Source organism: Burkholderia sp. 9777_1386, from assembly GCF_015712265.1.
GTDB lineage: Bacteria > Pseudomonadota > Gammaproteobacteria > Burkholderiales > Burkholderiaceae > Burkholderia > Burkholderia cenocepacia.
Genome location: NZ_JACCQB010000037.1, coordinates 21,252 through 48,115 on the forward strand (window position 1 = coordinate 21,252; position 26,864 = coordinate 48,115).

The 26,864-nt window shown below is 68.0% G+C and carries 27 protein-coding genes; 16 read left to right on the forward strand and 11 right to left on the reverse strand.

From position 1 onward, the window contains the following. Position 1: 1 nt before the first annotated feature. Genes H0X91_RS24130 through H0X91_RS24140 form a run of 3 tightly spaced genes read left to right on the forward strand, consistent with a single transcriptional unit; the run spans position 2 to position 3,160 of the window. A complete protein-coding gene (locus tag H0X91_RS24130) occupies positions 2-880 on the forward strand; it encodes a 4Fe-4S cluster-binding domain-containing protein (protein ID WP_196433407.1) in 879 nt (292 codons plus the stop codon). Then, a complete protein-coding gene (locus H0X91_RS24135; protein ID WP_196433408.1) occupies positions 877-1,944 on the forward strand; it encodes an asparagine synthase-related protein in 1,068 nt (355 codons plus the stop codon). Before H0X91_RS24130 ends, H0X91_RS24135 begins: the two co-directional genes overlap by 4 nt. A 7-nt stretch (positions 1,945-1,951) precedes the next feature. After that, on the forward strand, positions 1,952-3,160 hold the full coding sequence (locus H0X91_RS24140) for a glycosyltransferase (protein ID WP_196433409.1): 1,209 nt from the start codon (positions 1,952-1,954) through the stop codon (positions 3,158-3,160). Here the strand turns inward: H0X91_RS24140 and H0X91_RS24145 are convergent. Continuing rightward, positions 3,117-3,806 carry a cephalosporin hydroxylase family protein gene (locus H0X91_RS24145; protein WP_048986488.1) on the reverse strand — a complete coding sequence of 230 codons (690 nt, stop codon included), beginning with the start codon at positions 3,804-3,806 and terminating at the stop codon, positions 3,117-3,119. The genes H0X91_RS24140 and H0X91_RS24145 overlap by 44 nt on opposite strands. Here H0X91_RS24145 and H0X91_RS24150 point away from each other — a divergent pair. Next, complete coding sequence (locus H0X91_RS24150) at positions 3,805-4,806, forward strand: phosphotransferase (protein ID WP_230878006.1); 1,002 nt, start codon at positions 3,805-3,807, stop codon at positions 4,804-4,806. The genes H0X91_RS24145 and H0X91_RS24150 overlap by 2 nt on opposite strands. Here the strand turns inward: H0X91_RS24150 and H0X91_RS24155 are convergent. Beyond that, a complete protein-coding gene (locus H0X91_RS24155; RefSeq protein WP_006485231.1) occupies positions 4,803-5,399 on the reverse strand; it encodes a polysaccharide deacetylase family protein in 597 nt (198 codons plus the stop codon). The two genes, H0X91_RS24150 and H0X91_RS24155, sit on opposite strands and share 4 nt — an antisense overlap. 16 nt (positions 5,400-5,415) lie before the next feature. Next, entirely contained in the window at positions 5,416-5,979 is a 564-nt protein-coding gene (locus H0X91_RS24160; RefSeq protein ID WP_196433423.1) for a hypothetical protein, read from the reverse strand. A gap of 238 nt (positions 5,980-6,217) precedes the next feature. On the opposite strand from H0X91_RS24160, the gene H0X91_RS24165 reads away from it, so the two are divergent. Continuing rightward, entirely contained in the window at positions 6,218-6,706 is a 489-nt protein-coding gene (locus H0X91_RS24165; protein WP_006493163.1) for a DUF2501 domain-containing protein, read from the forward strand. A gap of 151 nt (positions 6,707-6,857) precedes the next feature. On the opposite strand, the gene H0X91_RS24170 is transcribed toward H0X91_RS24165, so the two are convergent. After that, the gene (locus H0X91_RS24170; RefSeq protein ID WP_006488152.1) at positions 6,858-7,223 is read right to left on the reverse strand and encodes a hypothetical protein; all 366 of its coding nucleotides are present in this window, start codon (positions 7,221-7,223) and stop codon (positions 6,858-6,860) included. A gap of 284 nt (positions 7,224-7,507) precedes the next feature. Here H0X91_RS24170 and H0X91_RS24175 point away from each other — a divergent pair, with 284 nt between their 5' ends. The 3 genes from H0X91_RS24175 to H0X91_RS24185 all read left to right on the forward strand — a co-directional run bounded on the left by H0X91_RS24175 (position 7,508) and on the right by H0X91_RS24185 (position 10,962). Next, a complete protein-coding gene (locus tag H0X91_RS24175; protein ID WP_058901499.1) occupies positions 7,508-8,944 on the forward strand; it encodes an aldehyde dehydrogenase family protein in 1,437 nt (478 codons plus the stop codon). A 123-nt stretch (positions 8,945-9,067) separates the two neighbouring features. Further along, positions 9,068-10,258: an NAD(P)H-dependent flavin oxidoreductase gene (locus H0X91_RS24180; RefSeq protein WP_196433410.1), complete on the forward strand. Its 1,191-nt coding sequence runs from the start codon at positions 9,068-9,070 to the stop codon at positions 10,256-10,258. Between the two features lie 65 nt (positions 10,259-10,323). Further along, positions 10,324-10,962: an OmpW/AlkL family protein gene (locus H0X91_RS24185; RefSeq protein WP_006488120.1), complete on the forward strand. Its 639-nt coding sequence runs from the start codon at positions 10,324-10,326 to the stop codon at positions 10,960-10,962. A 60-nt stretch (positions 10,963-11,022) separates the two neighbouring features. Here H0X91_RS24185 and H0X91_RS24190 read toward each other — a convergent pair whose 3' ends face one another. The 3 genes from H0X91_RS24190 to H0X91_RS24200 form a co-directional block, all read right to left on the reverse strand. After that, the gene (locus tag H0X91_RS24190) at positions 11,023-13,515 is read right to left on the reverse strand and encodes a fimbria/pilus outer membrane usher protein (RefSeq protein WP_230878008.1); all 2,493 of its coding nucleotides are present in this window, start codon (positions 13,513-13,515) and stop codon (positions 11,023-11,025) included. Beyond that, complete coding sequence (locus tag H0X91_RS24195) at positions 13,496-14,233, reverse strand: fimbria/pilus chaperone family protein (RefSeq protein ID WP_006488154.1); 738 nt, start codon at positions 14,231-14,233, stop codon at positions 13,496-13,498. The genes H0X91_RS24190 and H0X91_RS24195 overlap by 20 nt, the downstream gene beginning before the upstream one ends. 114 nt (positions 14,234-14,347) lie before the next feature. Further along, positions 14,348-15,028 carry a DUF1120 domain-containing protein gene (locus tag H0X91_RS24200; protein ID WP_006488135.1) on the reverse strand — a complete coding sequence of 227 codons (681 nt, stop codon included), beginning with the start codon at positions 15,026-15,028 and terminating at the stop codon, positions 14,348-14,350. Between the two features lie 312 nt (positions 15,029-15,340). Here H0X91_RS24200 and H0X91_RS24205 point away from each other — a divergent pair, with 312 nt between their 5' ends. Then, entirely contained in the window at positions 15,341-15,577 is a 237-nt protein-coding gene (locus H0X91_RS24205; protein WP_196433411.1) for a hypothetical protein, read from the forward strand. A 122-nt stretch (positions 15,578-15,699) separates the two neighbouring features. Here the strand turns inward: H0X91_RS24205 and H0X91_RS24210 are convergent, their stop codons facing one another. Then, positions 15,700-15,903: a DUF1289 domain-containing protein gene (locus H0X91_RS24210; protein ID WP_006493160.1), complete on the reverse strand. Its 204-nt coding sequence runs from the start codon at positions 15,901-15,903 to the stop codon at positions 15,700-15,702. Between the two features lie 419 nt (positions 15,904-16,322). On the opposite strand from H0X91_RS24210, the gene H0X91_RS24215 reads away from it, so the two are divergent. The 5 genes from H0X91_RS24215 (at position 16,323) to H0X91_RS24235 (ending at position 20,937) form a co-directional block, all read left to right on the forward strand. After that, positions 16,323-17,417 (forward strand): polyamine ABC transporter substrate-binding protein, encoded by a 1,095-nt coding sequence (locus H0X91_RS24215; protein ID WP_006497200.1) that lies wholly within the window; start codon positions 16,323-16,325, stop codon positions 17,415-17,417. 86 nt (positions 17,418-17,503) lie between these two features. Beyond that, entirely contained in the window at positions 17,504-18,664 is a 1,161-nt protein-coding gene (locus H0X91_RS24220; protein ID WP_006488129.1) for an ABC transporter ATP-binding protein, read from the forward strand. Beyond that, positions 18,661-19,587: an ABC transporter permease subunit gene (locus H0X91_RS24225; RefSeq protein ID WP_006488137.1), complete on the forward strand. Its 927-nt coding sequence runs from the start codon at positions 18,661-18,663 to the stop codon at positions 19,585-19,587. Before H0X91_RS24220 ends, H0X91_RS24225 begins: the two co-directional genes overlap by 4 nt. After that, positions 19,584-20,405 (forward strand): ABC transporter permease subunit, encoded by an 822-nt coding sequence (locus tag H0X91_RS24230; RefSeq protein WP_006497202.1) that lies wholly within the window; start codon positions 19,584-19,586, stop codon positions 20,403-20,405. Before H0X91_RS24225 ends, H0X91_RS24230 begins: the two co-directional genes overlap by 4 nt. 130 nt (positions 20,406-20,535) lie before the next feature. After that, positions 20,536-20,937 (forward strand): hypothetical protein, encoded by a 402-nt coding sequence (locus tag H0X91_RS24235; RefSeq protein ID WP_196433412.1) that lies wholly within the window; start codon positions 20,536-20,538, stop codon positions 20,935-20,937. Positions 20,938-21,017: 80 nt separating this feature from the next. Here H0X91_RS24235 and H0X91_RS24240 read toward each other — a convergent pair whose 3' ends face one another. The 3 genes from H0X91_RS24240 to H0X91_RS24250 are packed head-to-tail and all read right to left on the reverse strand — an operon-like array spanning position 21,018 to position 24,426. Further along, positions 21,018-21,824 (reverse strand): sulfite exporter TauE/SafE family protein, encoded by an 807-nt coding sequence (locus tag H0X91_RS24240; RefSeq protein ID WP_060264937.1) that lies wholly within the window; start codon positions 21,822-21,824, stop codon positions 21,018-21,020. Between the two features lie 18 nt (positions 21,825-21,842). Beyond that, complete coding sequence (locus H0X91_RS24245) at positions 21,843-23,513, reverse strand: bifunctional protein tyrosine phosphatase family protein/NAD(P)/FAD-dependent oxidoreductase (protein WP_058901495.1); 1,671 nt, start codon at positions 23,511-23,513, stop codon at positions 21,843-21,845. Positions 23,514-23,541: 28 nt separating this feature from the next. Further along, positions 23,542-24,426, reverse strand: coding sequence for an MBL fold metallo-hydrolase (locus H0X91_RS24250; protein ID WP_077176567.1), 885 nt, complete (start codon positions 24,424-24,426; stop codon positions 23,542-23,544). 253 nt (positions 24,427-24,679) lie between these two features. Between H0X91_RS24250 and H0X91_RS24255 the strand changes: the two genes are divergently transcribed. Next, positions 24,680-26,062, forward strand: coding sequence for a sigma-54 interaction domain-containing protein (locus H0X91_RS24255; RefSeq protein ID WP_058901494.1), 1,383 nt, complete (start codon positions 24,680-24,682; stop codon positions 26,060-26,062). A 233-nt stretch (positions 26,063-26,295) separates the two neighbouring features. After that, positions 26,296-26,856 (forward strand): DUF2975 domain-containing protein, encoded by a 561-nt coding sequence (locus tag H0X91_RS24260; protein WP_112751518.1) that lies wholly within the window; start codon positions 26,296-26,298, stop codon positions 26,854-26,856. Positions 26,857-26,864 lie beyond the last annotated feature (8 nt).

The window sequence follows — 26,864 nt, forward strand, 5'->3', positions numbered from 1 at the left end:
TGTGAGTGCGAATCCGAACCAGATCCCGAATCCGCCGCGCTCCGGCGAGCGGCAACACGTGTTTCCGCCGCCGCTGGATCGCGATTACCGCGTCGAGGACGGGCGCGTGCAGACGCGCTCGCTGGAAGCGCATATCGTCGATCACTGCAACCTGACCTGCGCGGAATGCTGCTCGCTGTCGCCGCTGTTGCCCGAGTGGTACGCGAACCCCGCATCGATCGAAGCCGATCTGCGCAAGGCCGCGAAGGTGTTGCGCCCGCGCATGTTCAAGCTGGTCGGCGGCGAGCCGTTGCTGCATCCGGCGCTCGTCGAAATGATCGAGCGCGTACGCGCGACCGGCATCGCGCCCGTGATCTCGGTCACGACCAACGGCCTGAAACTCGGCGAGATGCCCGACGCGTTCTGGCAAGCGGTGGATGCGCTGACGATCTCGCGCTATCCGAAGCCCGCGCTTTCCGCCGACCTGGTCGCGCATGTCGAGCGCCAGGCCGCGCGCTTCGACGTGCGCCTGAACTGGAAGGTGCAGGACGTGTTCACGACGATGAACCGCGCCCAGCCGGGCACGGATCGCGACGAAGCCCGACGCCTTTACCACGATTGCTGGATTCGCGAGCGCTGCCATATGATTCGCGACGGCATGTTCTACACGTGCACGCGCCCCGCGCATTTCCATACGCTGTACCAGGGCGAGAAGGATTTTCAGGCCGATGGCCTGCCGCTGCGCGACGATGCGGGCATGCTCGACGCGATGCTCGCCTATCTGCAACGCGAGACGCCGCTCGAAGCGTGCCTGCATTGTCAGGGCGGCAGCGCGCCGGTGGCGCCGCATCGCATCCTCAAACGCATTGAAGTGGACACCTTGAAGGCTCGTTATCCATGATCGTCGGCACGCGCGACCCGTTCGGTTTCGATCGTCTGCACTACCATCCGCGCAGCGGCGTGTCGGCGTCGGGTATCCGCGCCGTATTGCGGGCGTCGGGGCAACCGGCCGGCGCCCCGGACGCGGCCGCCATCGCGGGCTACCTGAGCGGCGAGCGCCTCGTCGGCCGCACCGTGCTGCGCGACGTGCTCGCGGTGCCGCCCGGCCATGCACTGATCCGGTCGCCGCAGGGGCTGACGGTGCAGCCGGCGCCCGGGCGGCCGCAGCCCGCCGATCTGGGCACCGCGCTGCGCGCGGCGCTGCAGCGCGCGCTCGACAGCGGCAAGCGGGTCGCGCTGGCGCTGAGCGGCGGGCTCGATTCGGCGCTGCTGCTCGCGTTGCTGCGCGAGCTCGGCGCATTGCGGCACGTGACGGCCTACATCCTCGTGACCGACATGCCCGATTACTGCGAACGCGACGCGGCGCTCGAATTCGCCACGCAGATGCAGGCGAACGTGAAGATCGTGCGCGCGACCGAGGCCGATTTCATCGCGGCGCTGCCGAGAACGACCCATGCGGTCGAGGAGCCGATGTTCAACCTGCATCCGGTCGCGAAGCTGCTGCTGGCCGAGGCGATGGCAGCGGACGGCGTCGAGGCCGCGATAACCGGCGACGGTGCGGATCAGGTATTGCGCGGCGACCGGTCGGCCAACTATCTGCCGCTGTGTCACGCATTGTTCGACGCCGCGTCGGTGGATCTGCATCCGCCGTTCGTCGATGCCGCCGTCGTCGCGCATCTGACGAGCATCGCGCCCGATCCGAACAAGCAGTGCCTGCGCGATCTCGGGGCGCGCCTGAACCTGCCGGACCGCCTCGTGCACGGTCCCAAGCGCGGGCGGCTCGCGCCGGCGATGGATCTCGCGACGCTGCTCGATCGCGACCGCACGCATGCGCTGGCCGACACGCTCGGCGTGGCCGCGCCCGCTTTGCAGACGGATACCGAACGCGTGCTGTGGGCGACGTTGACCCTGATCCTCGATCATCTCGATCGCCTTCATCCCGATGCCGTGCATCGCCCCACCTGAGCCGTTCATGAAACGCATCCTGTTCTGCGTGGTGCCCGAGAAGGGCCACGTCAATCCGTGCATCGGCCCGGCCCAGCATCTGCGCGCCGCCGGTTGCGACGTCGCGTTCTATGCGCCGGCCGACATCGGCGAACAGCTCGACGGCGCCGGCGGTTTCGCGTTCGTCGGGCCGCGCGAGACGCCCGAGCGCCACGACCTGTCGCGCGGCGCAAGCTTCGCCGCGAACATTCGCGACGCCGACTGGCTGCGGCACTGGATCCGCACGCTGCTGATCGACCTCGCGCCCGCGCAGGTGGACGGCATCCGCGCGGTGCTGCGCGAATGGCAGCCCGACGTGGTCGTGATCGATCCGCTGCTCTATGCGGCGGCGATTGCCGCGGAACTGGAAGGGCTGCCGTGGGTGTCGATGTCGAATTCGCTGAATCCGGTGCTGCCGGACGATCTCGATTCGGAGCTGCTGCGCACGGTGCGATGGCTCGCACCGGAACGCACGCGCCTGTTCGCGCGCTACGGCCTCGACGCACGCTTTCGCGGTTGCGACGTGCTGTCGCCGCACCTGACGCTCGCGTTCGCGACCGACGCGCTGGTCGGCGCGCCGCACGCGGGTGTCGAACTGGTCGGCCCTGCGATGCCGTCGGGCCCGCGCGGCGACGAGACGGCGTTCCCGTGGGCGCGCCTCGACGCGGATCGGCCGCTCGTCTACATGTCGCTCGGCAGCCAGCTTTACTACCATCCGGACCTGTTCGCGAAGGTGATCGACGCGACGCGCGCGACGTCCGCGCAACTGGTGCTGTCGGTGGGTGAACTGGTCGATTCGGATCTGCTGCCGGCCGGTGACGCACGCGTGATCGCGGTACGTTACGCGCCGCAACTGGCGCTGCTGCGGCGCACGCACGCGTTCGTCAGCCACGGCGGCGCGAATTCGGTGATGGAGTCGCTCGCGTGCGGCGTGCCGATGCTGCTGTCGCCGTTCTGCAACGACCAGTTCCATTCGGCGCACTTCGTCGAGCGGGCCGGTGCGGGCTGCGTGCTCGATCTGCAGCAGGCGGGTGTCGCGGACATTACCGATGCGCTCGAACGCCTGTTACGCGCCGGACCGTTGCGCGAACACGCGGCGCGGATCCGCGACAGCTATGCGGCGCGCGACGGCTCCGCGCAAGCGGCCCGCCTGATCAGCGCACTCGCTTCAGGAACCCGCCTGGCGACAGCGTCATGAGCACGCGGTCCTCGATGTCGTGGTCGACTTCGAAGCGATCGTCGCGGGCGAGGAATTCGCGTGTGGCCGTGGCCGGGTTGTTGCCGCGGCCGTACGGCTTGCCGTCGAACATCGACTCGGGCAGATACTCCATGATGGTGTCCATCACGATCGCGTAGCTGCCGGGCGTCACGAACGGCGCATAGCATTCGAGTTCGCGCAGCACGTGCGCGTGCGTGTGCGTGAGATCGAGGATCGCCATCACGCGCGCGCCGTCGTCGATCTGCGTACGCACCGATGCAAGCGTGTCGGGCGCGCACGATTCGCCTTCGATCAGCACCATGCGATCGGTGAGGCGGTGCGATTGCAGGCGCTGGCGGACCTCGTCGCGCAGGCGCGGCTCGATTGCGACGACGCGGCCGTGATTGCCCGCGAGTTCCAGCATCGACGCGGTGAACACCACGCCGCCGCCCGCCGCGATGCCGGTCTGGACGATGCAGTCGGGGCGCTCGCGCCAGATCAGTTCCTGCAGCGCGAGCATGTCGCCGGGGAGATGGAAGAAGCGCTCGCCGAGCCAGCGGGTCTGGAACAGGTGGCCGAATTCGGCGGCGCGCGTCAGCCATTCGATGTTGATGTCCCGCATGCGGGCCGAAGGACGCTCTGACATGGTCAATGCAACGAGTAGGAGTGACGTGAAAACGCTGGAACCGTGGCTTCACCGGTACTGGAACATCGGGCCGGCGCGCCTGCAGGCGCTGGCGTCGGGCCATACTAACAAAACGTATCTCGTCGAGTGCGATGCGGGGCGCGCGGTGCTGCGCGTGTCGTGGGCCGGCAAGCCGCTCGGGCAGATGCAGCGCGAGGCGTCGATCCTCGGCCGTCTCGGCGCGGCACGCACGGCGCCGCGGCTGCCCGCGCTGCCGCGGCTGCGGCCGACCGTCGACGCGCGAACCGGCGTGCGGCTGCCCGACGGACGCTGGCTGCATCTGTTCGAGCATATCGACGGCCGTCCCGGCCTGCCGGACGACCCGCACGCGGGGGCGACCGATGCGATGCGCACGCTCGCGCATCTGCATACGGCACTGGCCGCGATACCCGCGATACCCGCGAGCGAAGCGGCGCCGCTGGCGTGGCTGTCCGCGCGGCATGCGCGCGTCGCGGCGCGCGCGATGCCGTCGCTGCCGGGCGATTTGAACGATGCCTACGACACGGTGATCCGCCGGATCGGCGCGCATCTCGACGCGGCGGCGGCGTGGCTGACGGGGCCGGCGCATTGGCTGCACGGCGATTATCACGCGGGCAACCTGCTGTACGTCGGCAACGCGGTGAACGGCGTGCTGGATTTCGACGACGTGGGCCAGGGCGCGCCATGGCTCGAGGCGGCCTTTGCGTCGTTCGCGCTGTCGCGCGATGCGGACCGGGACGATGGCTTCGTGTTCGACCGCGGGCGATGGGTGGCCAGTCTCGACGCTTATGCGGCGACGCGTCCGGATGCGGCGCCGGCTTGGCTGCGCGACCACCACGACGCGCTGACGACGCTGTTCTGCGCGGACCAGACGCTGATCCACCTCGAAGCCGCGCAGCGCGGGTTGTGGATGCCCGGGCCCGGCATCGGATTTCTCGGCGGCTGGCGGCAGTTGCTGGATGGGGCGGTGCCCGCGGGCTAACGGGGCGTGGCGGCAGCGCGCTGCCGGTTCAGGAACAGCCGCACCGCTTCGACCGTGTGGGGCCGCGCGTCGCCGTGCCGCGATCCATCGTGCAGGCAGAACAGCACGTCGCGATGCTGCGCCGCGCAGGCATCGGCATGCGCGCACATCGCGTCGAACAGCGCGTGCGGCGACGGCGCCGGCCGTTGCCAGTCGTCCAGTATCGCGGTCCAGCCCGTGTGTTCGCGTTGCGCGCGCGCGAGCACGGCCGCGCGACCGTCCTGCGGCATCAACCCGTATGGAAGGCGCAGCGGGATCGTGTCCGGCGCGGCAAGGCCGGCGCGACGGTAGACGTCGCGAATCAGCGCGTCGGTCGTGTCGATCTCGTCGATCAGCGCGGCGTCGGCGAGCGCGCCCGGTTTCGCGTGCGAATACGTGTGGTTGCCGAGCCGGTGGCCGTCGCGCGCGATTCTCGTTGCGACGTCGAGCGCGCCCGCGAGATGCTTGCCGAGCACGAAGAAGGTCGCCGTGCACGATGCGTCGTGCAGCACGTCGAGCAGCGCAGGCGTCGAGGGGCCGGGGCCGTCGTCGAAACTGAGGTGAATGGTCGTCATGGCTGGCCCGGGCCGCTTATTGAACCGGCTCGATGGCCAGCGGACACCGGCCGACTGGACGCAGCCGCGAACCGGTCCATTCGTAGAAGAACCGGGCCGCTTTCGCGTAGCTGTCGTCGCACGCATCGTTGAAGCAGCCGGCGACGATCAGCAGCGTGCTGCCGGCACGGAAGTCGACACGTTCGTCGTCATTGCCCATCACGCCCGAGATGGATTTCACGCCGGGCATCGTGTACGTCGCACCCGTGTCCTTGTCGACGATCGCGAAATTTCGGCAATCCGTTCCGCAACCCCAGATCGCGACGCGGTAGTGACCGGCAAAATTGGCCGGTTGCGCGAATTCGTCGCGAATGACGGTGCGGTACAGGCGCGCTTCCTTGCTGGTGAGCCGAGGCGTGGCAGCCGGCTTGCGCGGCGCACGGGCGGCGGCCGGTGCCGGATAACGGTCGAACGAAGGCGACGTGCAGGCCGAAGCCGTCGTGGCTACGGGCGCCGCAGCGGCGACATCGGTGGCATCGGCGCCGGCCATGAGTGCGGCCGATGCGCCGGCGATCAGCAAAAATCGATGGGCAAGCGCCACGCGAGGGTCATTCATTTCGAGGTGGATGTCGGATCGCAGCGGTCAGGCGGCCGACGACGATTCTATGACGCTTCGCGCGGGCCTGCGACACGGAAACGCCCGTCAAGCATTGTCAAATCGCCGCGATATCACGATGCCTGACGTTTCACGCGGCGTCGAAGGCTGTCATGCCACGGTCGATTGAGTATCCTTGGATGCGATTCGCGGTACTCACGCAATCACAACCGGGAGGCTTTACATGAATGCACGTCTTTACCGCGCGACCGTTGCCGGCGCGCTGATCGGATTGCTCGCGCCGTTTTCGGTCGCCCACGCGCAACTGGGCGACGTCCTGAAACAGGTCGGCGGGGGCGGTGATTCCGGCGGCAGCGCGGGCGGGGCGCTCGGCAACCTCGGCGGCCTCGGCGGCGCGCTGACGGGCGGCGGCGGTGCGTCGCTGATGCCGGGCAGCACGGGCAACGTCGCGGGCCTGCTGCAGTTTTGCATCCAGAACAACTATCTCGGCGGCGCGACCGGCGGCGGCGCGGCGTCGGTGAAGGACGCGCTGATCGGCAAGCTCGGCGGCAACGCGTCCGCGTCGTCCGACAGTGGCTATACGAGCGGTGCGAGCGGGATTCTCGACGCAGGCAACGGCAGCAAGCTCGACCTGAGCGGCGGCGGCCTGAAGCAGCAGGTGACCAAGCAGATCTGCGACAAGGTGCTCACGCAGGCCAAGTCGCTGCTGTAAACGCATCGGCACGCGTTGCGCGTGCCGGCGCCGGGGCGGCGCACATGCGCCGTGCCCCGGCAGTCATTCAGGCCGTGACGTTCGTCACGGCGAACAGCGCGTATCCCGTCAGGCGATGCCGCGGCCCGCGCGCGGGCACGGTCCGCGCGGCTCAATCCGCCAGCCGCTTGTCCGCGAGCGCCTTGCAGCAGTCTTCGTACACCCATTGCACGAGTTTGGCCCGATAGTCGAGATCGTCGGTATCGACGATTTCCTCGACCGCGTCGCGCGCCCACGACGCGTCGACGAACCCCGCATGCCGCTTCGCGATGTCCTGCGCGAGCGCCGCGAGCCTGGCGACCGACAGCCAGTCGGCCTGGCGGTGATGGCGGTCGAGCCAGCGGTGCGCGGCCTGCACCTGGAACGCGGCGTCCGGCCATGATTCGTTGAGGTAAAACGCGCCGAGGTTGCCGCAGGTGAGCCAGCAAAGCAGCTCCAGGCGGTCTTGCGAGCCGAGGGTATGGGATGCGTCGGACATGGCAGCGCTCACGAAGTGCGTCGATTCCGGGCGGCGCCGGCCGCAACGGGCCGATGCCGATATTAAAAACATAGCACGATGCGGGCCCGGCCGCGCACCCGGGCGGATGCTGACGTGGCGGCGACCCGACGGATGCCGCGCCGGCCGTGTGCGGCGGGCGGCGGAGCACCGGCGCGACGGGGCGACGGGGCGACGGGGCGCCGGTCCTTTCGAATCGCTGTCATTCGTCACACCCGTCACCGAAACGCTCGCTAGAATGGCGGCTTCCCTGGAGGCGGAACACGATGAAAATCTACGACCAGTTCTACATCGACGGCGCATGGCGCAAACCGGCCGGCACCGGCACGATCGACGTGATCGACTCGGGCACCGAAGCCGTGATCGGCCGGATTCCCGAGGGCGTCGCGTCCGACGCACAGGACGCGATCCGCGCGGCGCGCGCGGCCTTCGACGCGTGGGCGGCCACGCCGGCCGCGACGCGCGCGGGTTATCTGCGCAAGATCGTCGAGCATCTGCAGGCGCGCAGCGAGGAACTCGCGCAGTCGATCACCGGCGAAGTCGGCATGCCGATCAAGCTGTCGCGCGCGATCCAGGTCGGCGGCCCGATCTACAACTGGAAGGCGTACGCGAAGCTCGCCGAATCGTTCGAATTCGAGGCCCGGGTCGGCAATTCGCTGGTGGTGCGCGAGCCGGTCGGCGTCGTCGCGGCGATCACGCCGTGGAACTACCCGCTCAACCAGATCACGCTGAAGGTCGCGCCGGCGCTCGCGGCCGGCTGCACGGTGGTGCTGAAGCCGTCCGAAGTCGCGCCGCTCAACGCGTTCATGCTCGCCGAAGCGATCCACGAGGCCGGGCTGCCGGCCGGCGTGTTCAACCTCGTGTGCGGGTATGGCCCGGTCGTCGGCGAGGTGCTGGCGACCGACCCGGACGTCGACATGGTGTCGTTCACCGGCTCGACGCGCGCGGGCAAGCGCGTGGCCGAACTGGCGGCCGCGGGCGTCAAGCGCGTCGCGCTGGAGCTCGGCGGCAAGTCGGCATCGGTGATCCTCGACGACGCCGATTTCGCGACGGCGGTGAAGGGCACCGTCAACGCGTGCTACCTGAACGCCGGCCAGACCTGCTCCGCGCATACGCGGATGCTGGTGCCGGAAGCCCGCTACGACGAAGCGCGCGAGATCGCGAAGGCCGCGGCCGAAACGTACGTCGCGGGCGACCCGCGGCAGGAGGCGACGCGCCTCGGCGCGCTGGCGTCGGCCGTGCAGCAGCAGCGCGTGCAGGCGTACATCCAGCGCGGGATAGACGAAGGCGCGGAACTCGTGACGGGCGGCACCGGGTTGCCGGAAGGGCTCGCGAAGGGCTTCTTCGTGAAGCCGACCGTGTTCGGCCGCGTCGATCCGAAATCGACGATCGCGCAGGAAGAGATCTTCGGGCCGGTGCTGTCGATCATCACGTATCGCGATGAAGACGAAGCCGTGCGGATCGCGAACGATTCGCCGTACGGGCTCGGCGGCGCGGTGTGGGCCGGCAGCGACGAACGCGCGATGCGCGTCGCGCGCCGCATCCGCACCGGGCAGGTCGACATCAACGGCGGCACGTGGAACGGCGCCGCGCCGTTCGGCGGCTTCAAGCAGTCCGGGCACGGCCGCGAGAACGGCGTGTACGGGCTCGAAGAGTATCTCGAATACAAGTCGATGCAGTTGAAGCCGGCCAAGCCGGCCTGAGCGCCGCGCGCGGCCCGAACCGGAGACGGCACGTTCGCGTGCCGTTTTTTTATTGACGGCCGTCAAGGTGCGCGGCGGTGGATCGTCGATCATCGCGGTTCCGATGTTCCGACGAGGTTTCAGATGACCGTACGCACTTCCTTTCCGCCGCTGACGATTCGCGGCCGCACCTTGCTGCCCGTCGTGCAGGGCGGCATGGGCGTCGGCATCTCCGCGCACCGGCTGGCGGGCAGCGTCGCGCGCGAAGGCGCGGTCGGCACGATCGCGAGCATCGACCTGCGCCACCATCACGCGGATTTGCTCGCGCGTTGCCGCGCGCAACCCGATCGCGCGACGCTCGAAGCGGCGAACCTCGACGCGCTCGCGCGTGAGATCCGTCTCGCGAAAACGTACAGCGAAGGGCGCGGGATGATCGCGGTCAACGTGATGAAGGCGGTGAGCGCGCATGCGGACTACGTGCGGGTCGCGTGCGACGAGGGCGCCGACGCGATCGTGATGGGCGCGGGTCTGCCGCTCGACTTGCCCGACCTCACGCACGGGCACGACATCGCGCTGATCCCGATCCTGTCGGACAGCCGCGGGATCGCGCTGGTGCTGAAGAAGTGGATGAAGAAGCGGCGCCTGCCCGACGCGATCGTGATCGAGCATCCGGCGCACGCGGGCGGCCACCTCGGCGTCACGCAGATCGACGACATGCACGACGCTCGTTTCGATTTCGCGCGCGTGCTCGACGAGACCGCGCAGGTGATGGCGTCGCTCGGCATCGCCCGCGACACGATCCCGCTGATCGTGGCCGGCGGGATCAACAGTCACGATACGGTGCGCGCGGCGTTCGCGGCTGGCGCGGACGGCGTGCAGGTCGGGACGCCGTTCGCGGTGACCGAGGAAGGCGATGCGCATCCGCATTTCAAGCGCGTGCTCGCCGATGCGACGCCCGACGACATCGTCGAATTCGTCAGCGTGACGGGGCTGCCGGCACGCGCGGTGAAGACGCCGTGGCTCGATCGTTACCTGCGCAACGAGACACGCATTCGGACCAAGCTCGGCGCGCTGAAGCAGCGCTGCCCGACCGCGCTCGAATGCCTGAGCGTATGCGGCCTGCGTGACGGCATCGAGAAATTCGGCCACTTCTGCATCGATACGCGGCTCGCGGCCGCGTTGCGCGGCGATGTCGCGAACGGTCTGTTCTTCCGCGGCCGGGAGGCGTTGCCGTTCGGCCGCGCGATCCGCAGCGTGCGCGATCTGCTCGACCTGCTGCTGACGGGCAGTGCGACCGAGCCTGCGGCAAACCGTCCCACGTTTACGCTGGCTTGACCAATATCAAGATGACGAAAAGACCCTACAGGGAGAATGGAAACCATTCTTTGGGGGTCCGTACCATGCATAAAACGATTCGAACTTGTGTCACCGCTGCCGCCGTCGCGGCCACCATCGCGATGCCGTCGCTGTCGCACGCGGCGTCGCCGGGCGACGGCATCCATCAGGGTGACGTACTGGTTCGGCTTCGCGCGATCAGCATCCAGCCGAACGAGCGCGCGAGCGACACGCTCGGCGCGATCAACACGGGCGTGAACAACGCGATCGTGCCCGAGCTCGACTTCACGTACATGATCCGCGACTACCTCGGCGTCGAGCTGATCCTCGGCACGTCGCGGCATCAGTTGACGTCGAGTCTCGGCAATCTCGGCGGCGTGGGCGTGCTGCCGCCGACACTGCTGCTGCAGTATCACTTCAACCATGCGGGCAAGGTGCGCCCGTACGTCGGCGCCGGGTTGAACTACACGTATTTCTACAACAACGGACTCAACGTCGGCGGTGAGGGCGTGTCGATCAACAAGAGCAGCTTCGGCCCCGCGCTGCAGTTCGGCGTGGACGTGCAGCTGACGAAGAAGGTGTTCATGAACGTCGACGTGAAGAAGATCTGGATGAGCACCGATGCGACGCTGGGCGACAAGGGCATCGGCACGCTGCACATCGATCCGCTGATCGTCGGCGTGGGCGTCGGGATGAAGTTCTAGACGCGACGGAACAAGAACAGAGTTGGGGTTGGCGGCATGGCGGTCGGCATGCCGCTTTTTTTATGTGCGGGCGTCGCGGGCGGTATCGGGGTCCGGCTCGCAGCGCGCGTCGGCCCGCTCGTAGTAGCGCGTCGTGACGGGCGGCCGGTCCGGCAGTGCGATCGTCAGCCGACAGTGCTGGCCGTCCGGCAGCACGACGCGCAGCGGCATGCTCAACTGCGCGCCCGCGAGCAGCAGCTTGCCCGCGCTCGCGGATACGGTCACGAACCGGTCGTCGTCGTCGATGACGGTCGACAGCACCGGCAACGCCGCGCCGTTCGCTTGCGTCACGGTCAGCAACACGCGCCGCGTCGTCTCGACGGCGAATTCGACACGGCTCACCGAGCCGCGACCTGCTTCGACGGTCTGCATGCCGTTCTTCAGATCGATATTGCGCGGCAGGTCTTTCGTCCTGATCCGGATGAAGGTTTGCGCGTATGCGGGCAGCGACGCGATGACGGCCCGGCCGCGCCGATCGGTCCATACCGGGCCGGACGGCGTCGCGAGTTCGATGCCCGGCTGTTCGCCGACGCGCGCGAGCGCGAACGTGTCGCGAATCGCATACGGCGACAGCATGCCGGCGCCATCGATCCACGCGAGCGCGCCGCGCAGGTTGACGCTGAACATCGAGCGGCCGGCCCCGAACACGCCCGCGTTGACGGTGGCGCGCGCATGGTTCGGCGTCGCGCTGACGCTCGCGCGGATCGACGGCGACCGGCTCGCGGTGTCGTAGTCGGCCGCGACGCTGTAGTGGCCGGTACGGCCGAACGTGTCGGCGTAGCGTGCGCCGGAACGCACCGCATGGCCGTCGAGGTTCGCATAGGTGCCGACGTTGCGACGGCCGATCGGCACGCTCATGTTCACGTAGACCTGGGTGCCGCCCGCGCCGCGGCTGCCGAGCGTGCGGTTCACGTTCAGCGCGACCGATGCGCGTCCGAACGGACGCGTCCACGTGCCGGACACGCGCTGCAGCGCGGGGCCGTCGAACAGCCCGACGCGCGTGTAGTCGAACGACAGCGCGCCGAGTGCGCGATCGTGCCAGCCGAGTGTGGTCGCGAACTGGGTATGCGAGGGTGGCGTGAAGGCGTCCAGCGACCGGACGGCGTCGGTCAGCTCCCGGTATCCGGGCGTGCGTCGCACGAACGACAGACTGGCGCGCAGCGCCGTGTCGAGCGTGTTCGCCAATGCGATGCGGGCCTGGGTGCCGCGTCGGGCGGCGGTGCGGCTGACGTCGATGCCGACGGCCGCACCGAGCCCGGCAAGCGGCGCGAATTCGACGCGCGCGGCGCCCGACTGCAACGGCGACGACGCGAGGATGCCGGCGCTCAGCCGCGCACGCTGCCGGATCTGCCAGCCGCGCGTGGCGGTCGCGAGCCACGGCGCTTGCGCGTATCCGTCGTTCTGCAGGCGGCCGACGGCGATCGCCAGCCCTTGCGCCGCCGCGAGCCCGGCGCCGGGCAGCGACGCGCCCGGCACGACGAAGTGCTGAACGCCGCCGGTTGCCTCGACCACCGTCACATCGAGATCCGCGGCGCCGCTGACGAGCGGCAGGTCGCCCAGCGAAAACGGTCCGGGCGGCACCTGCGACGCGTGGATCAGCACGCCGAGCTGGCGCACCTCCACGCGTGCCTGCGTCCGGGCGATCCCGGTCACCCGGGCAGCGGCGCCGGGCGCGGCGGCCAGCGCTTCGTCGGGAAACGTCTGCACGCCGAACATCCGGCCCACCGTGAACAACGTCGATTGTGGAACGATCTGCCCGGCCTGCAGCGTCGTGCCGCGCGCGGAGAAGGTGCGCTGCGCGTATGCCGCCTGATGCTCGACGCCCATGCGGCCGTCCACCGACGTGACGATCTGGCTGCTGCGCACGATCCAGTCCGATGCGTTGAATCCGGCCTCGGTCGCGGCCTGCCAGTACTGCGACGTGCCGGCCGGATTGCGTGTCGTCATCGCAAGCACGTCGTAGTTGACCAGGCCGGCGAGACCGCCGCGTGCGAACGTATCCGGCGTGCGCGGGCGCGTATCGAGGGCGTCGGCCGGTACGACGAAATCGATCGCGCCGTCGGCCGGGCGCAACGTGACGATCGCCTGTGGATACGCGCGCCGGTAATCGTGGCAGGCGGTCGCGTCGCGGAACGTGTCGGGCGCGACAAGGCCGGCCGCACGCAACAGCTCGGGCGTGACGCACAGGTTGCCGTCGGTGTCGAAACGCGCATCGGCACGGCCGGCGCGCCGGCCGTTGACCGTCAGCCGGACGGCCGAGAGACCCGGCATGAAGCGCGGTGCGTGCGCGAAATAGCGGCTGGTCGTGGCGTCGATACCGTGCTCGCGCAACGCGCCTGCGTCGAATTCGAGCGCGTCGGTCGACGGGTGTGCGGGGCCGGCCGGCGCGGCGCACGGCGCGCTGCCCGCGCCGACGTACAGCCCGAGCGCGAGCAGTGCGTTTCGGCGATGAGCGGTGCGCGACATGGACGGTCCGAAAACGATGCCGTGCGGTCTACCGGTGCGAGGCCGCATCGGCCGCACGGGGCGCGAGCGCCGCGTCGTAGTGATCGACCGAGTAGCCGTAGACGGTGGCCGGGAAGATTCGTACCTGTTCGAGCGTTGCGGGACGCTCGGCGAGCGCGATCCGGCGGGTTTGCCCGGCCAGCACGTACGGCGCCGGCAGTGACACGATCTGCCGGGTCGGAAGCAGCTGCACTTTCTGTTCGAGGCGTACCACGTAGCGACTGTCGTTGCGCACGACCAGTTCGCCGCCTTCGACCGACCACTTCAACAACGTCCACGGTGCGTCGTTGCGCGCGAGATCGCGCGGCTGGATCAGCACGGGCAGGTTCTGGCGGATGATCGTCCGGATCTCGTTGCGGCCCGGACGCTGCGGCGGAATGCCCGAGAACGACGCGCGGGCGAGGCGCTGCGTGGCGAGCGGTGCGTCGCTGGCGAGGACGAACCGGACGAGCTGCACCGCACCGCCTTCGACTCGCGCGATCGGCGGGGTCACGACCACGAGCACGGCGTCGTCTTCGGGAATCGGTTCGATCGTCGTATGCAGCAGCGTCGGGTGATCGTCGGTGTTCTTGACCGAGATCGTGCCTTCGCCGTCGGCTTCGTCGACGATCACGACCGACGTTTCGGGCACGACGCCCATCGCGTGAACGGCGGCCGGGCCGAGCAGGCAACCGGCGAGCAGGGCGAGCGGGAAAAACCGCGGGAAATGGAGGGCTGGGAGGGTCATGGAACCGGCTGGCAGTTGGCGCAAGCGTGTGTCGCGCCGCCGCTTCGCGAAGCGGCGGCGCGGTCGACGCCTGTCAGGCGATCGAGTCAATCAATGGCACGACGCGTACCGGCATTACAGGTACACGAGGGACACGGTGGCGAGGCCGTCGAGATTGATTTCCTGGCTGAGGTCGAGATTCGACGTCTTGTCGATCGCGGCCTGCACGTCGAGCGTGCCGGAGAACACCTTCGCCGCGACCGGCACGGTCTGGCCTTTCTTGGCCCACGATTCGTAGCCGCCGGTGTTGTCGACCACGCCGTCGGAAGCCGTCCAGGTGGTGCCCTTGGTGCTCGAATAAATCGAATCGACGGCCGCGCCGTCGGCCTGGAACGAATTCTTCCGGAAACGGAATGCAAAGCCGCCGATATTCTTGCCGCTGGCCGTGCCGAGGCCGAATTGAACATTATCCGATTTCGACATGCCGAAGAAATTGATATTGCCGGAAAGGGCGCCGGTGCCGGCGCGATTATCCTGCGCCGTCAATGCGACGCGCGCGGCGGCGTCGCAGGTGATCGTGATCGAATCCGACAGGATCGCGAGCAGCGTGGGCGCGGTCGGGCTGAGTTGGGCCGAGCCGATCAGCCCGTAATCGAACGTGCCGCCGCCGGCCAGCGTCGGCGTGCACGCGCCGGGCTTCACCGTGCCGGTGACCTTGACGTCGAATGTGTCGGCGAAAGCCGCGGTGGTGCCCCATGCGAGCAGGCCTGCAATCACGAGGCGCGAGGCCTGGTTCGTCATCTTAACGAATTTCATCTGGACGTGTTCCTGGTGGCAATCCGGAATGCCGAAAATGGATTCGGCGATCCGGGTTTGTCTGGATTAATGAAATGAAACTTGCTCGCGGTTATTTCCGATGAGCGGAGGAAATTTATCAACTCGATTTCCGAAAAGAAATCGGACTTGTATAAATTTTCGAGGATATTTTTTATGAGATTTCCAGTTTTGGTCGGGAGGGGAATTCGATTTTCATGCGGAAAGCCGGTGTTTTAATTGTTAAGAATGTCAGATCAGATATTTTTAAACTTCGGCGACGATGAAGCGATATGGAATCGGCGTGCGCCGACGATGTTGACGAACGAAGTGCCCAACGGTTCGCACCGAGCGGTCGGCATTGGCGGCTCGGGACGGCGGACGCGTGACGTCATTGCGGCCGTCGCGTACGTCGGCAGCGGGAAGAGCGGGAAGAGCGGGAAGAGCGGGAAGAGCGGGAAGAGCGGGAAGAGCGGGAAGAGCGGGAAGAGCGGGAAGAGCGGGAAGAGCGGGGAGAGAGGGAAGGTGTCGCGTCGGTGCGCGGCGGTGTAACAGCGAAGGCGGGCAGGGAGGCTGGCCGGATGAAGTCGGCCGGGGGGCGAGCGAGCGGCGTGTGAGCGGACGGCGCTGCCCGATCGTTCGCATCGCGTCGGCCTGCGCCGACGCGGGACGCTTTAGAGCTTGTCGTACTGGAAGCGCATCGCGGTGCCTTCGCGCGTGATGCGTTCCCACACCGCGCGCTTTTCGTCGTCGCTCAGGAACACCCAGTTCGACACTTCGGCGGCCGTGCGGCCGCAGCCCTTGCAGACTTCGTCGAAGAGCGTCGAGCACACGCCGATGCAGGGGCTGTCGGGGAGGTCGTGAAGATTGGAGGCCATCGGGAGGGTTCGCGCAGTTGAATCGTCAGCCGCCATTTTAATGCATCGCGGCGGCCCGGCCGGTCGCTCGCGCCGGCATGCTGTCCCGGCGCGGCAGCGGGACAGTACGGCCGGGCGTTGCCTGCGGGCGCCGGGCGGGCACGCCGGGCATGCGAACGCGGGTTCGCCGCTGTCCGTTTTTCCGGGTGGACAGCCGTCGATTACCCGATAGAATTCCCCCGGAACGCCCCGCCGCGCGGGCGGCCCGACGGGCCGGCGGCGGTAATCTGTTCCGTTTGCGCGACACCGGCATGATTTTTTTGTGACGGGGCGCGAATGATGGTAGTTTTCGGGGTTTTCGAGGGGCGGCGCGCCCGAATGCGCCGCCATGACGAGGCAGACGGCAGCCGGGCAGTGTGTCCGGCCGGAGGGAGAACGGGATGAAAGCAAAGGTAGTGGGCCGGTTCGCAGCGCTCGCGCTGTGCGTGGGTGCATCGGCGGCAGCGGCGAAGGATACGCAGCTCAATGTCTATAACTGGTCGGACTACATTGCGAAGGACACGATCCCGAACTTCGAGAAGCAGACGGGCGTCAAGGTCCGCTACGACAACTACGACAGCGACGACACGCTGCAGGCGAAGCTGCTGACGGGCAGCTCGGGCTACGACATCGTCGTGCCGACCAGCAACTACGCGGGCAAGCAGATCGCCGCCGGCATCTTCGCGCCGCTCGACAAGTCGAAGCTGCCGAACCTCAAGTACCTCGATCCGCAACTGATGGCGCTCGTCGCCGGCGCGGACCCGGGCAACAAGTACTCGGTGCCCTGGGCGTACGGTACGACCGGCCTCGCATACAACCTGACGAAGGCGCAGCAGGCGCTCGGCAAGGTGCCGCTCGACAACTGGGACATCCTGTTCAAGCCGGAAAACCTCGCGAAGCTGAAGACCTGCGGCGTGTCGGTGCTCGACGCGCCCGACCAGATGTTCGCGGCGACGCTGCACTACATCGGCAAGGATCCGATGAGCACGAACCCGGCCGACTACAAGGCCGCGATGGACGTGCTGAAGAAGATCCGTCCGTACATCACGCAATTCAACTCGTCGGGCTACATCAACGACCTGGTCGGCGGCGACATCTGCTTCGCGTTCGGCTGGTCGGGCGACGTCGTGATCGCGAAGCATCGCGCGATCGAGGCGAAGAAGCCGTACAAGGTCGAGTACTACATTCCGAAGGGCGGCGCGCCGGTGTGGTTCGACGTGATGGCGATCCCGAAGGATGCGAAGAACAAGGAAGCCGCGCTGCAGTGGATCAACTACATCGAGGATCCGAAGGTGCACGCGGCGATCACCAACGCGGTGTACTACCCGAGCGCCAATGCCGAGGCACGCAAGTACGTGCGGCCCGACGTCGCGAACGACCCGGCCGTCTACCCGCCGGCCGACGTCGTGAAGACGCTGTTCCTGCTCAAGCCGCTGCCGCCTGAAATCCAGCGTCTGCAGACGCGTCTGTGGACCGAGCTGAAGTCGGGCCGCTGACGCGAGCCGAAGTGAATCAGCAGTCATGAAGCCCCTGGTGCCCCCGGGGGCTTTGTTCGTCTAACGCAGGAGAGAAGCAGCACATCATGAATAGCCAGTCGGGCGCGCCGGTCGCGGGCGCGCCGTTCTCCGTTTCCTCCTCCGGCGCCGATGCGCGCGCCGAGAACTTTGTCCAGATCGTCGACGTCGTCAAGAAATTCGGCGACACCGAAGCCGTGCGCAGCGTCAACCTGACCGTGCGCCAGGGCGAGCTGTTCGCGCTGCTCGGCAGCTCGGGCTGCGGCAAGTCGACGTTGCTGCGGATGCTCGCGGGCCTCGAGACGGTCACGTCGGGCAAGATCCTGATCGACGGCGAGGACCTCGCGCAGATGCCGCCGTACAAGCGGCCCGTGAACATGATGTTCCAGTCGTATGCGCTGTTCCCGCACATGTCGGTCGAGTCGAACGTCGCGTTCGGGCTGAAGCAGGAAGGCACGCCGAAGGCCGAGCTGAAGGCGCGCGTCGCGTCCGCGCTCGAACTCGTGCAGATGGGCAAGTATGCGAAGCGCAAGCCGCATCAACTCTCCGGCGGCCAGCAGCAGCGCGTCGCGCTCGCGCGTTCGCTGGTCAAGCGCCCGAAGCTGCTGCTGCTCGACGAGCCGATGTCCGCGCTCGACAAGCAGATCCGCCAGCGCACGCAGATCGAGCTCGTCAACATTCTGAACAAGGTCGGCGTCACCTGCATCATGGTCACGCACGATCAGGAAGAGGCGATGACGATGGCGAACCGCCTCGCGGTGATGAGCGAAGGCCAGATCGTGCAGATCGGCTCGCCGAACGAAGTGTACGAATACCCGAACAGCCGCTTCTCGGCCGAATTCATCGGCTCGACGAACCTGTTCGACGGCGTGACGGTCGAGGACGAACCCGATCACGTGTACATCGAATCGCCGGAACTGCCGAGCCGGCTGTACGTGAGCCATGGCATCTCCGGCCCGCTCGGGATGCCGGTCACGGTGTCGGTGCGCCCCGAGCGGATCGCGCTCACGCGCAAGCCGCCCGAAGGCGCGTTCAACTGGGCGCGCGGCCGGATCAGCAACGTCGCGTACATGGGCGGCTATTCGCTGTATCACGTGAAGCTCGATGGCGGCAAGACGGTGATCGCGAACGTGTCGAGCCTCGCGATTTCGGAACTCGACACGCCGGCGCTCGGCGACGAGATCTACGTGCGCTGGAGCGCGACCGCCGGCGTGGTGCTGACGTCATGAACGCGTTCAAGTCCCTGCTCGAGTGGCCGGTGCGGCGCTTCAACCTGACGGGCGCGACGGCGGTCGTCGCCGGGCCGTTCACGTGGCTCGTGCTGTTCTTCCTCGTGCCGTTCGTGCTGGTCGTGAAGATCAGCTTCGCGGAGCTGCAGCTCGGCATCCCGCCGTATACGGAGCTTGCATCGTACGCGGACGGCGTCGTGCACATCGCGCTGAACCTGTCGCACTACGCGTTCCTGTTCACGGACAGCCTGTATTTCGCGACCTACGTGAACTCGGTGTGGGTCGCCGCGATCACGACGCTGCTGTGCCTGCTGCTCGGCTATCCGATGGCGTACTACATCGCGCGCTCGAACCCGGCCACCCGCAACCTGCTGATGATGGGCGTGATGCTGCCGTTCTGGACGTCGTTCCTGATCCGCGTGTATGCGTGGATCGGCATCCTGAAGAACAACGGCCTGCTGAACAACTTCCTGATGTGGATCGGGCTCACGCATACGCCGATCGAGCTGTACCGCACCAACTACGCCGTATACATCGGGATGGTGTATTCGTACCTGCCGTTCCTCGTGATGCCGCTCTACGCGCACCTCGTGAAGATGGACCTGCGCCTGCTCGAAGCCGCGTACGACCTCGGCGCGAAACCGTGGAAGGCGTTCGTGCAGATCACGCTGCCGCTGTCGAAGAACGGGATCATCGCGGGCTGCCTGCTGGTGTTCATCCCGGCGGTCGGCGAGTACGTGATTCCGGAGTTGCTTGGCGGCGCGAATACGCTGATGATCGGCCGCGTGATGTGGAACGAGTTCTTCAACAACGCGGACTGGCCGATGGCGTCGGCCGTGACCTGTGCGATGGTGTTGCTGCTGCTCGTGCCGATGGCGATGTTCCAGCACTTCCAGGCGAAGGAACAGGGGGGGCGTCGATGAAGCCGAATCGCTACCTGCAATTCGCGGCGCTGTTCGTCGGCTTTGCGTTCCTGTACGTCCCGATCATCAGCCTGATCGTCTATTCGTTCAACGAGTCGAAGCTCGTCACCGTGTGGTCGGGCTTCTCGTTCCGCTGGTACGCGGCGCTCGCCGAGGACGACGAGCTGCTGACGGCCGCGTGGCTGTCGCTGAAGATCGGCGTGCTGACCGCGTTCGCATCGGTGTTCATCGGCACATGGGCCGGCTTCGTGCTCGCGCGGATGGGGCGCTTTCGCGGCTTCGCGCTGTTCAGCGGGATGATCAACGCGCCGCTCGTGATCCCCGAGGTGATCCAGGGGATCTCGCTGCTGCTGCTGTTCATCGAGCTCGCGAAGTGGATCGGCTGGCCGGCCGAGCGCGGCGTGTTCACGATCTGGCTCGGCCACGTGATGCTGTGCATCTCGTACGTCGCGATCATCGTGCAGTCGCGCGTGCGCGAGCTGAACCCGTCGCTGGAAGAGGCCGCGCTCGATCTCGGCGCGACGCCGCTGAAGGTGTTCTTCACGATCACGCTGCCGCTGATCTCGCAGGCGCTGATCGCCGGCTGGCTGCTGTCGTTCACGCTGTCGATCGACGACCTCGTGCTGTCGGCGTTCCTGTCGGGCCCCGGCTCGACGACGTTGCCGCTCGTCGTGTTCTCGCGCGTGCGCCTCGGGCTGAACCCGGAGATGAACGCGCTCGCGACGCTGTTCATCATCGCGGTGACGGCCGGCGTCGTGATCGCGAACTTCGTGATGCTGCGTCAGGAGCGCAAGCGGATGGCGGGGTTCGCGGCCTGACGCGCCGATTGCGGCCGTCATGAAAAACGCCCGGTGCCGACGACGAGTCGGCCCGGGCGTTTCGTTTTGGCGAGACGAGTGGCGGGGGGAAGAGTCCCTATATTGCTGGTGGGTACCGCGGGGGGGGGGAATGAAATTTTCAGAATTGTTTGGTGCAAGTCTGACTGCCGCGATCGTGGCAGGCTTGCTCATCGGTTTTTTGTCCGTCAAGGATTTCGGTAGCGTTTCGATCGCGTTTTCCGTTGTTGCTTTCGCGGTTGCATTTCCCGTGGCAATGCTGCTCTCGTATCCGATCTATTGGGCGGGCACACGACTGCCGCAGAAGGTTGTCTTACCGATGCTGGTCGTCGTGGGTGGCGTGGTGGGATCGATCGTTCTTGCGGTTCTGACAAATGCAGCATGGCCGAACGTCGCAAGAAGCGAAGGAATTGCCTGGCTGTATTCGGCAATCGGAGCGATGTGCGCGGTTTCGGCGCTGTGCTATGTCGAGCGATCGCGGATTGCCGACAAACTGTGCAAATGGCGCAAGTGATGATCATGCCGCGTTTGTTTTGAGGGAGACTGACCATCGTTTCGTTGTCCGGAGCGCGATAACCCGCGAGCATCGCGAGTTCAGCTACCGAACGCGGCCTTGGCCAGCAGCCCGAGCGCGACGCACACGAGCACGGCCGCGAAGCCGGCCTGCACGTGCCGCGCGGCGAGGTGGCGCGACGCGCCGCGGCCGGCGGCCATGCCGAGCGCGGTCGCGACGGTGAACCACAGCGTCACGTCGAGCGGCGCGCGCGTGCCGGACACGAGCGTCGCGAGCACGCCGCCGGTGCCGACCAGCGCGATCACCATCAGCGACGTCGCGACCACCCCGTGCATCGACACGTTCGTGAACTTGCGCAGCATCGGCACGATCACGAAGCCGCCGCCGACGCCGAGCAATCCCGTCATCAGGCCGGTGACCGCGCCGGTCGATGCCAGCGCGATGCCCACGGGCCACGACCACACGAGCCGGCCGGTGTCGGGGTTGATGCGGCCGACGCACAGCGGTGACGCGTCGGCATCCGCCGCGACCCGCCGCAGCGCCTGTCGCAGCAGGCGGCCGGCGACGACCAGCATCGTCAGCGCGAACAGCGTGAGCAGCAGGCGCTGCGGCAGCACGTGCGCGAGCCGCACGCCGAGGGTGGTCAGCGGCACGCCGGCCACGGCCATCAGCAACGCCGCGCGGTAGCGCACGAGCCCGCGGCGAAAGCCTTCGAGCGCGCCGAGCGCGGCGCTGCCGGCCACCGCGACGAGCGCGACGGGCGTGGCCTGCTGCATCGGCCAGCTCATCCCGACGACGAGCGCGGGCACCGCGAGAATGCCGCCGCCGGCGCCGGTCAGGCCGAGCACGGCGCCCACGAAGCCGCCGAGTACGAGGGAAATCAGCATGACGTCATCGCGCTCCGGTCAACCTGCGATCGCGGGCTTCGCGAGCCATTCGCGGCCCTTGAGCATCGCCTTCCAGTAGAGCGGCGGCAGCACGCGCTCCTTGAGCAGCCACGCGAGCCGCGACGGGCGCTTGCCGTCGATCAGCCAGGCGGGGAAGGTCGGCGCGACCTTGCCGCCGTACAGGAATTCGGCGAGCACGATCTTGCCGCGCTCGACGGTGAGCGGGCACGAGCCGTAGCCGTCGTAGGCGGCGTCGCCGTGCGCGCGGCCGAGCGACGCGAGCAGATTGTGCGCGACGACGGGCGCCTGCTTGCGGGCGGCCGCGGCGGTTTTCGCATTGGTCGTGTTGGTGACGTCGCCGAGCGCATAGATGTCGGCAAACTGCTTGTGCCGCAGCGTCGCCGGATCGACGTCGATCCAGCCGGCCGCGTCGGCGAGCGGGCTCGCGCGCACGAAGTCGGGCGCCTTCTGCGGCGGCACCACGTGGATCATGTCGAACGACCGCTCGACGGTTTCCTTGCCGCCGTCCGGCAGCGCGCGCGAGAACGTCGCGCGGCGCGCGGGCCCGTCGATCGCGACGAGGTTGTGGCCGAACGACAGCGCGATGTCGTAGCTTTTCACGTACTCCATCAGCGCGGGTACGTAGTCGGCGACGCCGAACAGCGCGCCACCCGCATTCAGGAATTCGACGTTCGCGGCGTCGAGGCGCCCCGTGCGCCGCCAGTGATCGCACGACAGGTACATCGCCTTTTGCGGCGCGCCCGCGCACTTGATCGGCATCGGCGGCTGCGTGAACAGCGCATTGCCGCCGCGGAACGCGCGCACGAGTTCCCACGTGTACGGCGCGAGATCGTAGCGGTAGTTCGACGTGACGCCGTTGCGGCCGAGCGTGTCGGCGAGGCCGTCGATCGCGTGCCAGTCGAGCTTGAGCCCCGGGCACACGACGAGCTTGCGATAGCCGATGCGCCGGCAGCCGTCGAGCACGACCGCGTGAGCGTCGGGCTCGAAGCCCGCGACCGCGGCGCGGATGCGCTGCACGCTGCGCGGCAGCACGTCGGTCATCGGCCGCGCGGTGGTCCCGGGCTGGAACACGCCCGCGCCGACCATCGTCCAGCCGGGCTGGTAATAGTGGACGTCGGCGGGATCGATCACCGCGATGTCGAGCGACGCGTCGCGCGCGAGCAGGCTCGACGCGACCGCGATGCCGGCGGCACCCGCGCCGACGATCACGATGTCGTGCCGTGCGTCCACGGCGGGCGTGCTCTGGCGGCTGTCCTGCGCGATACGCGATGCAAGCGCGCTCAGGTCGTAGCCGGCCGCGCCGGCGGTGGCGACGAGGTCGTCCAGCGGACGCAGCCCCGCCTGCGACAGCGCCCACAGCGTGGCCGAGCGCGTGCCGCTGCGGCAGTACGCGAGCACGGGCCCGTCGAGCGACGCGACCAGCGCGCCGAATTGCGCGGCCTGGTCGTCGGTCACCTTGCCGGTATCGACCGGCAGGTAATGCACGTCGATGCCGAGCGGCGCAGCGGCCGCGCGGATCTCGGTGACGGTCGGCTGGTCGGCGCCTTCGCCGTCGGGCCGGTTGCAGATGATCGCGCGGATGCCCGCCGCGTGAAGCGCGGGCAGGTCGGCCGCCGCGATCTGCGGCGAGACCGACAGCGCGTCGGTCAGCTTGCGGATGTTGGTCATGTCGGAGTTCTCGGTGGGGTGCGGGCGCTCAGATCGCGTCGAGCGGAATCTTCAGATAGCGCACGCCGTTGTTCTCGGGCTCGGGCAGGTGGCCGGCGCGCATGTTGACCTGCACCGACGGCAGCATCAGCACGGGCATGTCGAGCGTCGCGTCGCGCGCGGTGCGCATCGCGACGAAATCGTCCTCGCTCACGCCGTCCTTCACGTGCACGTTCGCGCGGCGCTGCTCGGCGACGGTCGTCACGAACTGCACGTCGCGCCCGCCCGGCTGGTAGTCGTGGCACAGATACAGGCGCGTGTCGGGCGGCAGCGCGAGCACGCGTGCGATCGAGCGGTACAGCGTGCGCGCGTCGCCGCCGGGGAAGTCGCAGCGCGCGGTGCCGTAGTCGGGCATGAACAGCGTGTCGCCGACGAACGCCGCGCGTTGCGTCGCGTCGTCGACGCAGTAGGTCATGCACGCGGGCGTGTGGCCCGGCGTGTGCAGCGCGCGGATCGTCAGGGCGCCGAGCGCGAGCGTGTCGCCGTCGTCGACGAGCCGGTCGAACTGGCGACCGTCTTCCACGAAGCCCGGTTCTGCGTTGAACAGCGTGCCGAACACGTGCTGCACGCGGCGCACGTGCGAACCGATCGCGATCTGGCCGCCGACCCGTGCTTTCAGGTACGGCGCGGCCGACAGGTGGTCGGCGTGCACGTGCGTCTCCAGCAGCCAGTGCACGGTCGCGCCGAGTTCGGCGACGCGCGCGATCAGCCGGTCGGCGCTGGCGGTGCGCGTGCGGCCGGATTTCGGATCGTAGTCGAGCACGCTGTCGATCAGCGCGCACGCGCGGCTCGCCGTATCGAGCAGGAGATAGCTGACGGTGTGGGTGGCCGGGTCGAAAAAGCCTTCGACCGACAGGGCGGGGGCGTTGCTCACGGGGTGTCCTCGATCGGGTTCTGCATCTGCAATCGCGATCTTTACCTCAAGAAGCGTGCCAGCCGGCCGCGCGGCGCCGGCCGATGTGGCAGGGACTTGATTCGGCTCGGTTTTTCGGCGCGGTGGCGGCCCGGTGGACGAAACGGCGGCATCCGGTGGCGGCCCAGGACTGCCACAACTGGCAGTGTCGTGGCAGAATTGGCAGTCAGCCTGGCAGTCCGTCCGGGCATCCCTTCGCCAAGCGAGCTTCCGCATGCCTCCGCACGACACCATTCCGATCGTTCCCGCACCGCGCCGCGACGCGATGCCGGACGTCCGCGCGCTCGTCGCGTATCTCGAGCAGGACCCGCAGCCGATGATCGTGGTCGATCCCGACTACCGCATCCTCGCGGCGAACGATGCGTACCGGCGCCAGTTCGGTGTAGCCGGCGTCGAGCACGTGGGCCGGCATTGCTTCCAGGTGTCGCATCACTACGACGTGCCGTGCGACCAGGCCGGCGAGCATTGCCCGATGAAGCAGGCGCTCGAGTCGCGCGGGCTGAACCGCGTGCTGCACATCCATCACACGCCGCGCGGCCCCGAGCACGTCGACGTCGAGCTGCGGCCGATCTTCGACGCGGACGGCAACGTGATCGCGTACGTGGAGCGGCTGACGACGGTGCGCAGCGCGTCCGCGCAGCCGAGCGCGGAAGGGCTCGTCGGCGGCGCCGACGCGTTCAACGCGGCGCTCGGCGCGCTGCAGCGCGTCGCGCCGTCGACGCTGCCGGTGCTGCTGCTCGGCGAATCGGGCACCGGCAAGGAGTTGTTCGCCCGCGCGCTGCACGAGGCGAGCGATCGCGCGATGGGGCCGTTCGTCGTCGTCGATTGCTCCGGGATCGCCGAGACGCTGTTCGAGAGCGAGCTGTTCGGCTACGAGAAGGGCGCGTTCACGGGCGCGAACCAGCGCAAGCCGGGCCTCGTCGAAACCGCGCAGGGCGGCACGCTGTTTCTCGACGAGATCGGCGACGTGCCGTTGCCGATGCAGGTGAAGCTGCTGCGGCTGATCGAATCGGGCACGTTCCGGCGCGTCGGCGGGGTCGAGGCGCTGCGCGCCGATTTCCGGCTCGTCGCGGCCACGCACAAGCCGCTGCGCGAGATGATCGACGACGGCCGGTTCCGGCAGGACCTCTATTACCGGATCAACGCGTTTCCGATTCCGCTGCCGGCACTGCGCGAACGGCGGGGCGACGTCGCGCTGCTGGCCGAATCGATCCTGCGGCGGATCGCGAACGCGCGCGGCAACGCGGGCGACGCACATGCGCGGCCGTTCGTGCTGACCGAGCGCGCCCGGGCGTGCCTCGACGCATATGCATGGCCCGGCAACATCCGCGAGCTGCGCAACGTGCTGGAACGCGCGTGCCTGTTCGCCGATGACGGGACGATCCGCGTCGAGCATCTGCCGGCCGAGCTCGTCGCGGCAGCGGCGGCGCCGCAGGCGCAGGCGGCGGACGCGCGCGGCGTGTCGGACGCGGAGCTGGTCCGTATTGCGCGCACGTTCGCCGGCACGCGCAAGGCGCTGGCCGAGCGGCTCGGATTGAGCGAACGGACGCTGTACCGGCGGATGAAGGCGCTCGGCCTCGGCACGCGCGGGCGCTGAACGGGCAGGTCGCGCGCGGCGGGCAGCGGCACGCGGCCTTGCCCCACCCCGACTGGACGGTGCGCGACCACGACCGGGCCCACGCTCGGTCCGTTGCGCGCGATACGGGCGGGGCGGTACGAGTCAAGCACGCTTCGCGATAAAAAATTACAACGGGACAACAATTAATTATCGTTTTACGATAATTATCGACGTACAATCGACGCTCGTTCATTCGTCGTCGAGGAGACGTCATGCATTCCGATCGCATCGCCCGTATCAGCCAGCGGATGGCCACCGTCACGCTGGGATTCATCTTCTGCATGCTGGTGCTCAACGCCGCGTGCTGGCTGTTTCCGTCGCTGAGCGCGGCCTCGGGGCCCGGCTTCGTCTTCGGCCTCACGGATTCGGTGCTCTCCAACCTGCATGTGGATGTCGCCGCGTTCCCGTGGTGGCAGAAGGCGGTTGCCATCGTGCTGTCGAGCGTGCCGCTCGTCGCACTCGCAAACGGCCTGCGGCATCTGCGCGCGCTGTTCCGCACCTATGCGCGGCGCGACTATTTCTCCGCACAGGCGGCTGGCCACCTCGGCAAGACGGGGCGGGCGATCGGCCTGTGGGTGGTGCTGAGCCTGCTGTGCGAGCCGCTGCTGAGCGTGTGGGCGACGCTGCGCGAACCGGTCGGCCATCGGGTGGTCAGCGTCGGTTTCACCCTGCCGTACGTGGTCGCGTTGTTCACCGCCGCGTGCATTGCGGTCATCGCGCACATTCTCCGGCAGGCGAGCGAGCTCGACGCCGAGCATCGGCAATTCGTCTGAGGCGCGCG

What these genes read in the sequence shown, in the direction of transcription:
- H0X91_RS24170 (WP_006488152.1), bottom strand. Translation starts at nt 7,223, where the DNA reads ATGTCCGACGCATCCCATACCCTCGGCTCGCAAGACCGCCTGGAGCTG.
- H0X91_RS24240 (WP_060264937.1), bottom strand. Translation starts at nt 21,824, where the DNA reads ATGCTGATTTCCCTCGTACTCGGCGGCTTCGTGGGCGCCGTGCTCGGC.
- H0X91_RS24175 (WP_058901499.1), top strand. Translation starts at nt 7,508, where the DNA reads ATGAAAATCTACGACCAGTTCTACATCGACGGCGCATGGCGCAAACCG.
- H0X91_RS24255 (WP_058901494.1), top strand. Translation starts at nt 24,680, where the DNA reads ATGCCTCCGCACGACACCATTCCGATCGTTCCCGCACCGCGCCGCGAC.
- H0X91_RS24260 (WP_112751518.1), top strand. Translation starts at nt 26,296, where the DNA reads ATGCATTCCGATCGCATCGCCCGTATCAGCCAGCGGATGGCCACCGTC.
- H0X91_RS24205 (WP_196433411.1), top strand. Translation starts at nt 15,341, where the DNA reads ATGTTGACGAACGAAGTGCCCAACGGTTCGCACCGAGCGGTCGGCATT.
- H0X91_RS24210 (WP_006493160.1), bottom strand. Translation starts at nt 15,903, where the DNA reads ATGGCCTCCAATCTTCACGACCTCCCCGACAGCCCCTGCATCGGCGTG.
- H0X91_RS24180 (WP_196433410.1), top strand. Translation starts at nt 9,068, where the DNA reads ATGACCGTACGCACTTCCTTTCCGCCGCTGACGATTCGCGGCCGCACC.
- H0X91_RS24135 (WP_196433408.1), top strand. Translation starts at nt 877, where the DNA reads ATGATCGTCGGCACGCGCGACCCGTTCGGTTTCGATCGTCTGCACTAC.
- H0X91_RS24190 (WP_230878008.1), bottom strand. Translation starts at nt 13,515, where the DNA reads ATGCGGCCTCGCACCGGTAGACCGCACGGCATCGTTTTCGGACCGTCC.
- H0X91_RS24165 (WP_006493163.1), top strand. Translation starts at nt 6,218, where the DNA reads ATGAATGCACGTCTTTACCGCGCGACCGTTGCCGGCGCGCTGATCGGA.
- H0X91_RS24150 (WP_230878006.1), top strand. Translation starts at nt 3,805, where the DNA reads ATGGTCAATGCAACGAGTAGGAGTGACGTGAAAACGCTGGAACCGTGG.
- H0X91_RS24245 (WP_058901495.1), bottom strand. Translation starts at nt 23,513, where the DNA reads ATGACCAACATCCGCAAGCTGACCGACGCGCTGTCGGTCTCGCCGCAG.
- H0X91_RS24235 (WP_196433412.1), top strand. Translation starts at nt 20,536, where the DNA reads ATGAAATTTTCAGAATTGTTTGGTGCAAGTCTGACTGCCGCGATCGTG.
- H0X91_RS24145 (WP_048986488.1), bottom strand. Translation starts at nt 3,806, where the DNA reads ATGTCAGAGCGTCCTTCGGCCCGCATGCGGGACATCAACATCGAATGG.
- H0X91_RS24185 (WP_006488120.1), top strand. Translation starts at nt 10,324, where the DNA reads ATGCATAAAACGATTCGAACTTGTGTCACCGCTGCCGCCGTCGCGGCC.
- H0X91_RS24155 (WP_006485231.1), bottom strand. Translation starts at nt 5,399, where the DNA reads ATGACGACCATTCACCTCAGTTTCGACGACGGCCCCGGCCCCTCGACG.
- H0X91_RS24225 (WP_006488137.1), top strand. Translation starts at nt 18,661, where the DNA reads ATGAACGCGTTCAAGTCCCTGCTCGAGTGGCCGGTGCGGCGCTTCAAC.
- H0X91_RS24215 (WP_006497200.1), top strand. Translation starts at nt 16,323, where the DNA reads ATGAAAGCAAAGGTAGTGGGCCGGTTCGCAGCGCTCGCGCTGTGCGTG.
- H0X91_RS24220 (WP_006488129.1), top strand. Translation starts at nt 17,504, where the DNA reads ATGAATAGCCAGTCGGGCGCGCCGGTCGCGGGCGCGCCGTTCTCCGTT.
- H0X91_RS24200 (WP_006488135.1), bottom strand. Translation starts at nt 15,028, where the DNA reads ATGAAATTCGTTAAGATGACGAACCAGGCCTCGCGCCTCGTGATTGCA.
- H0X91_RS24195 (WP_006488154.1), bottom strand. Translation starts at nt 14,233, where the DNA reads ATGACCCTCCCAGCCCTCCATTTCCCGCGGTTTTTCCCGCTCGCCCTG.
- H0X91_RS24140 (WP_196433409.1), top strand. Translation starts at nt 1,952, where the DNA reads ATGAAACGCATCCTGTTCTGCGTGGTGCCCGAGAAGGGCCACGTCAAT.
- H0X91_RS24230 (WP_006497202.1), top strand. Translation starts at nt 19,584, where the DNA reads ATGAAGCCGAATCGCTACCTGCAATTCGCGGCGCTGTTCGTCGGCTTT.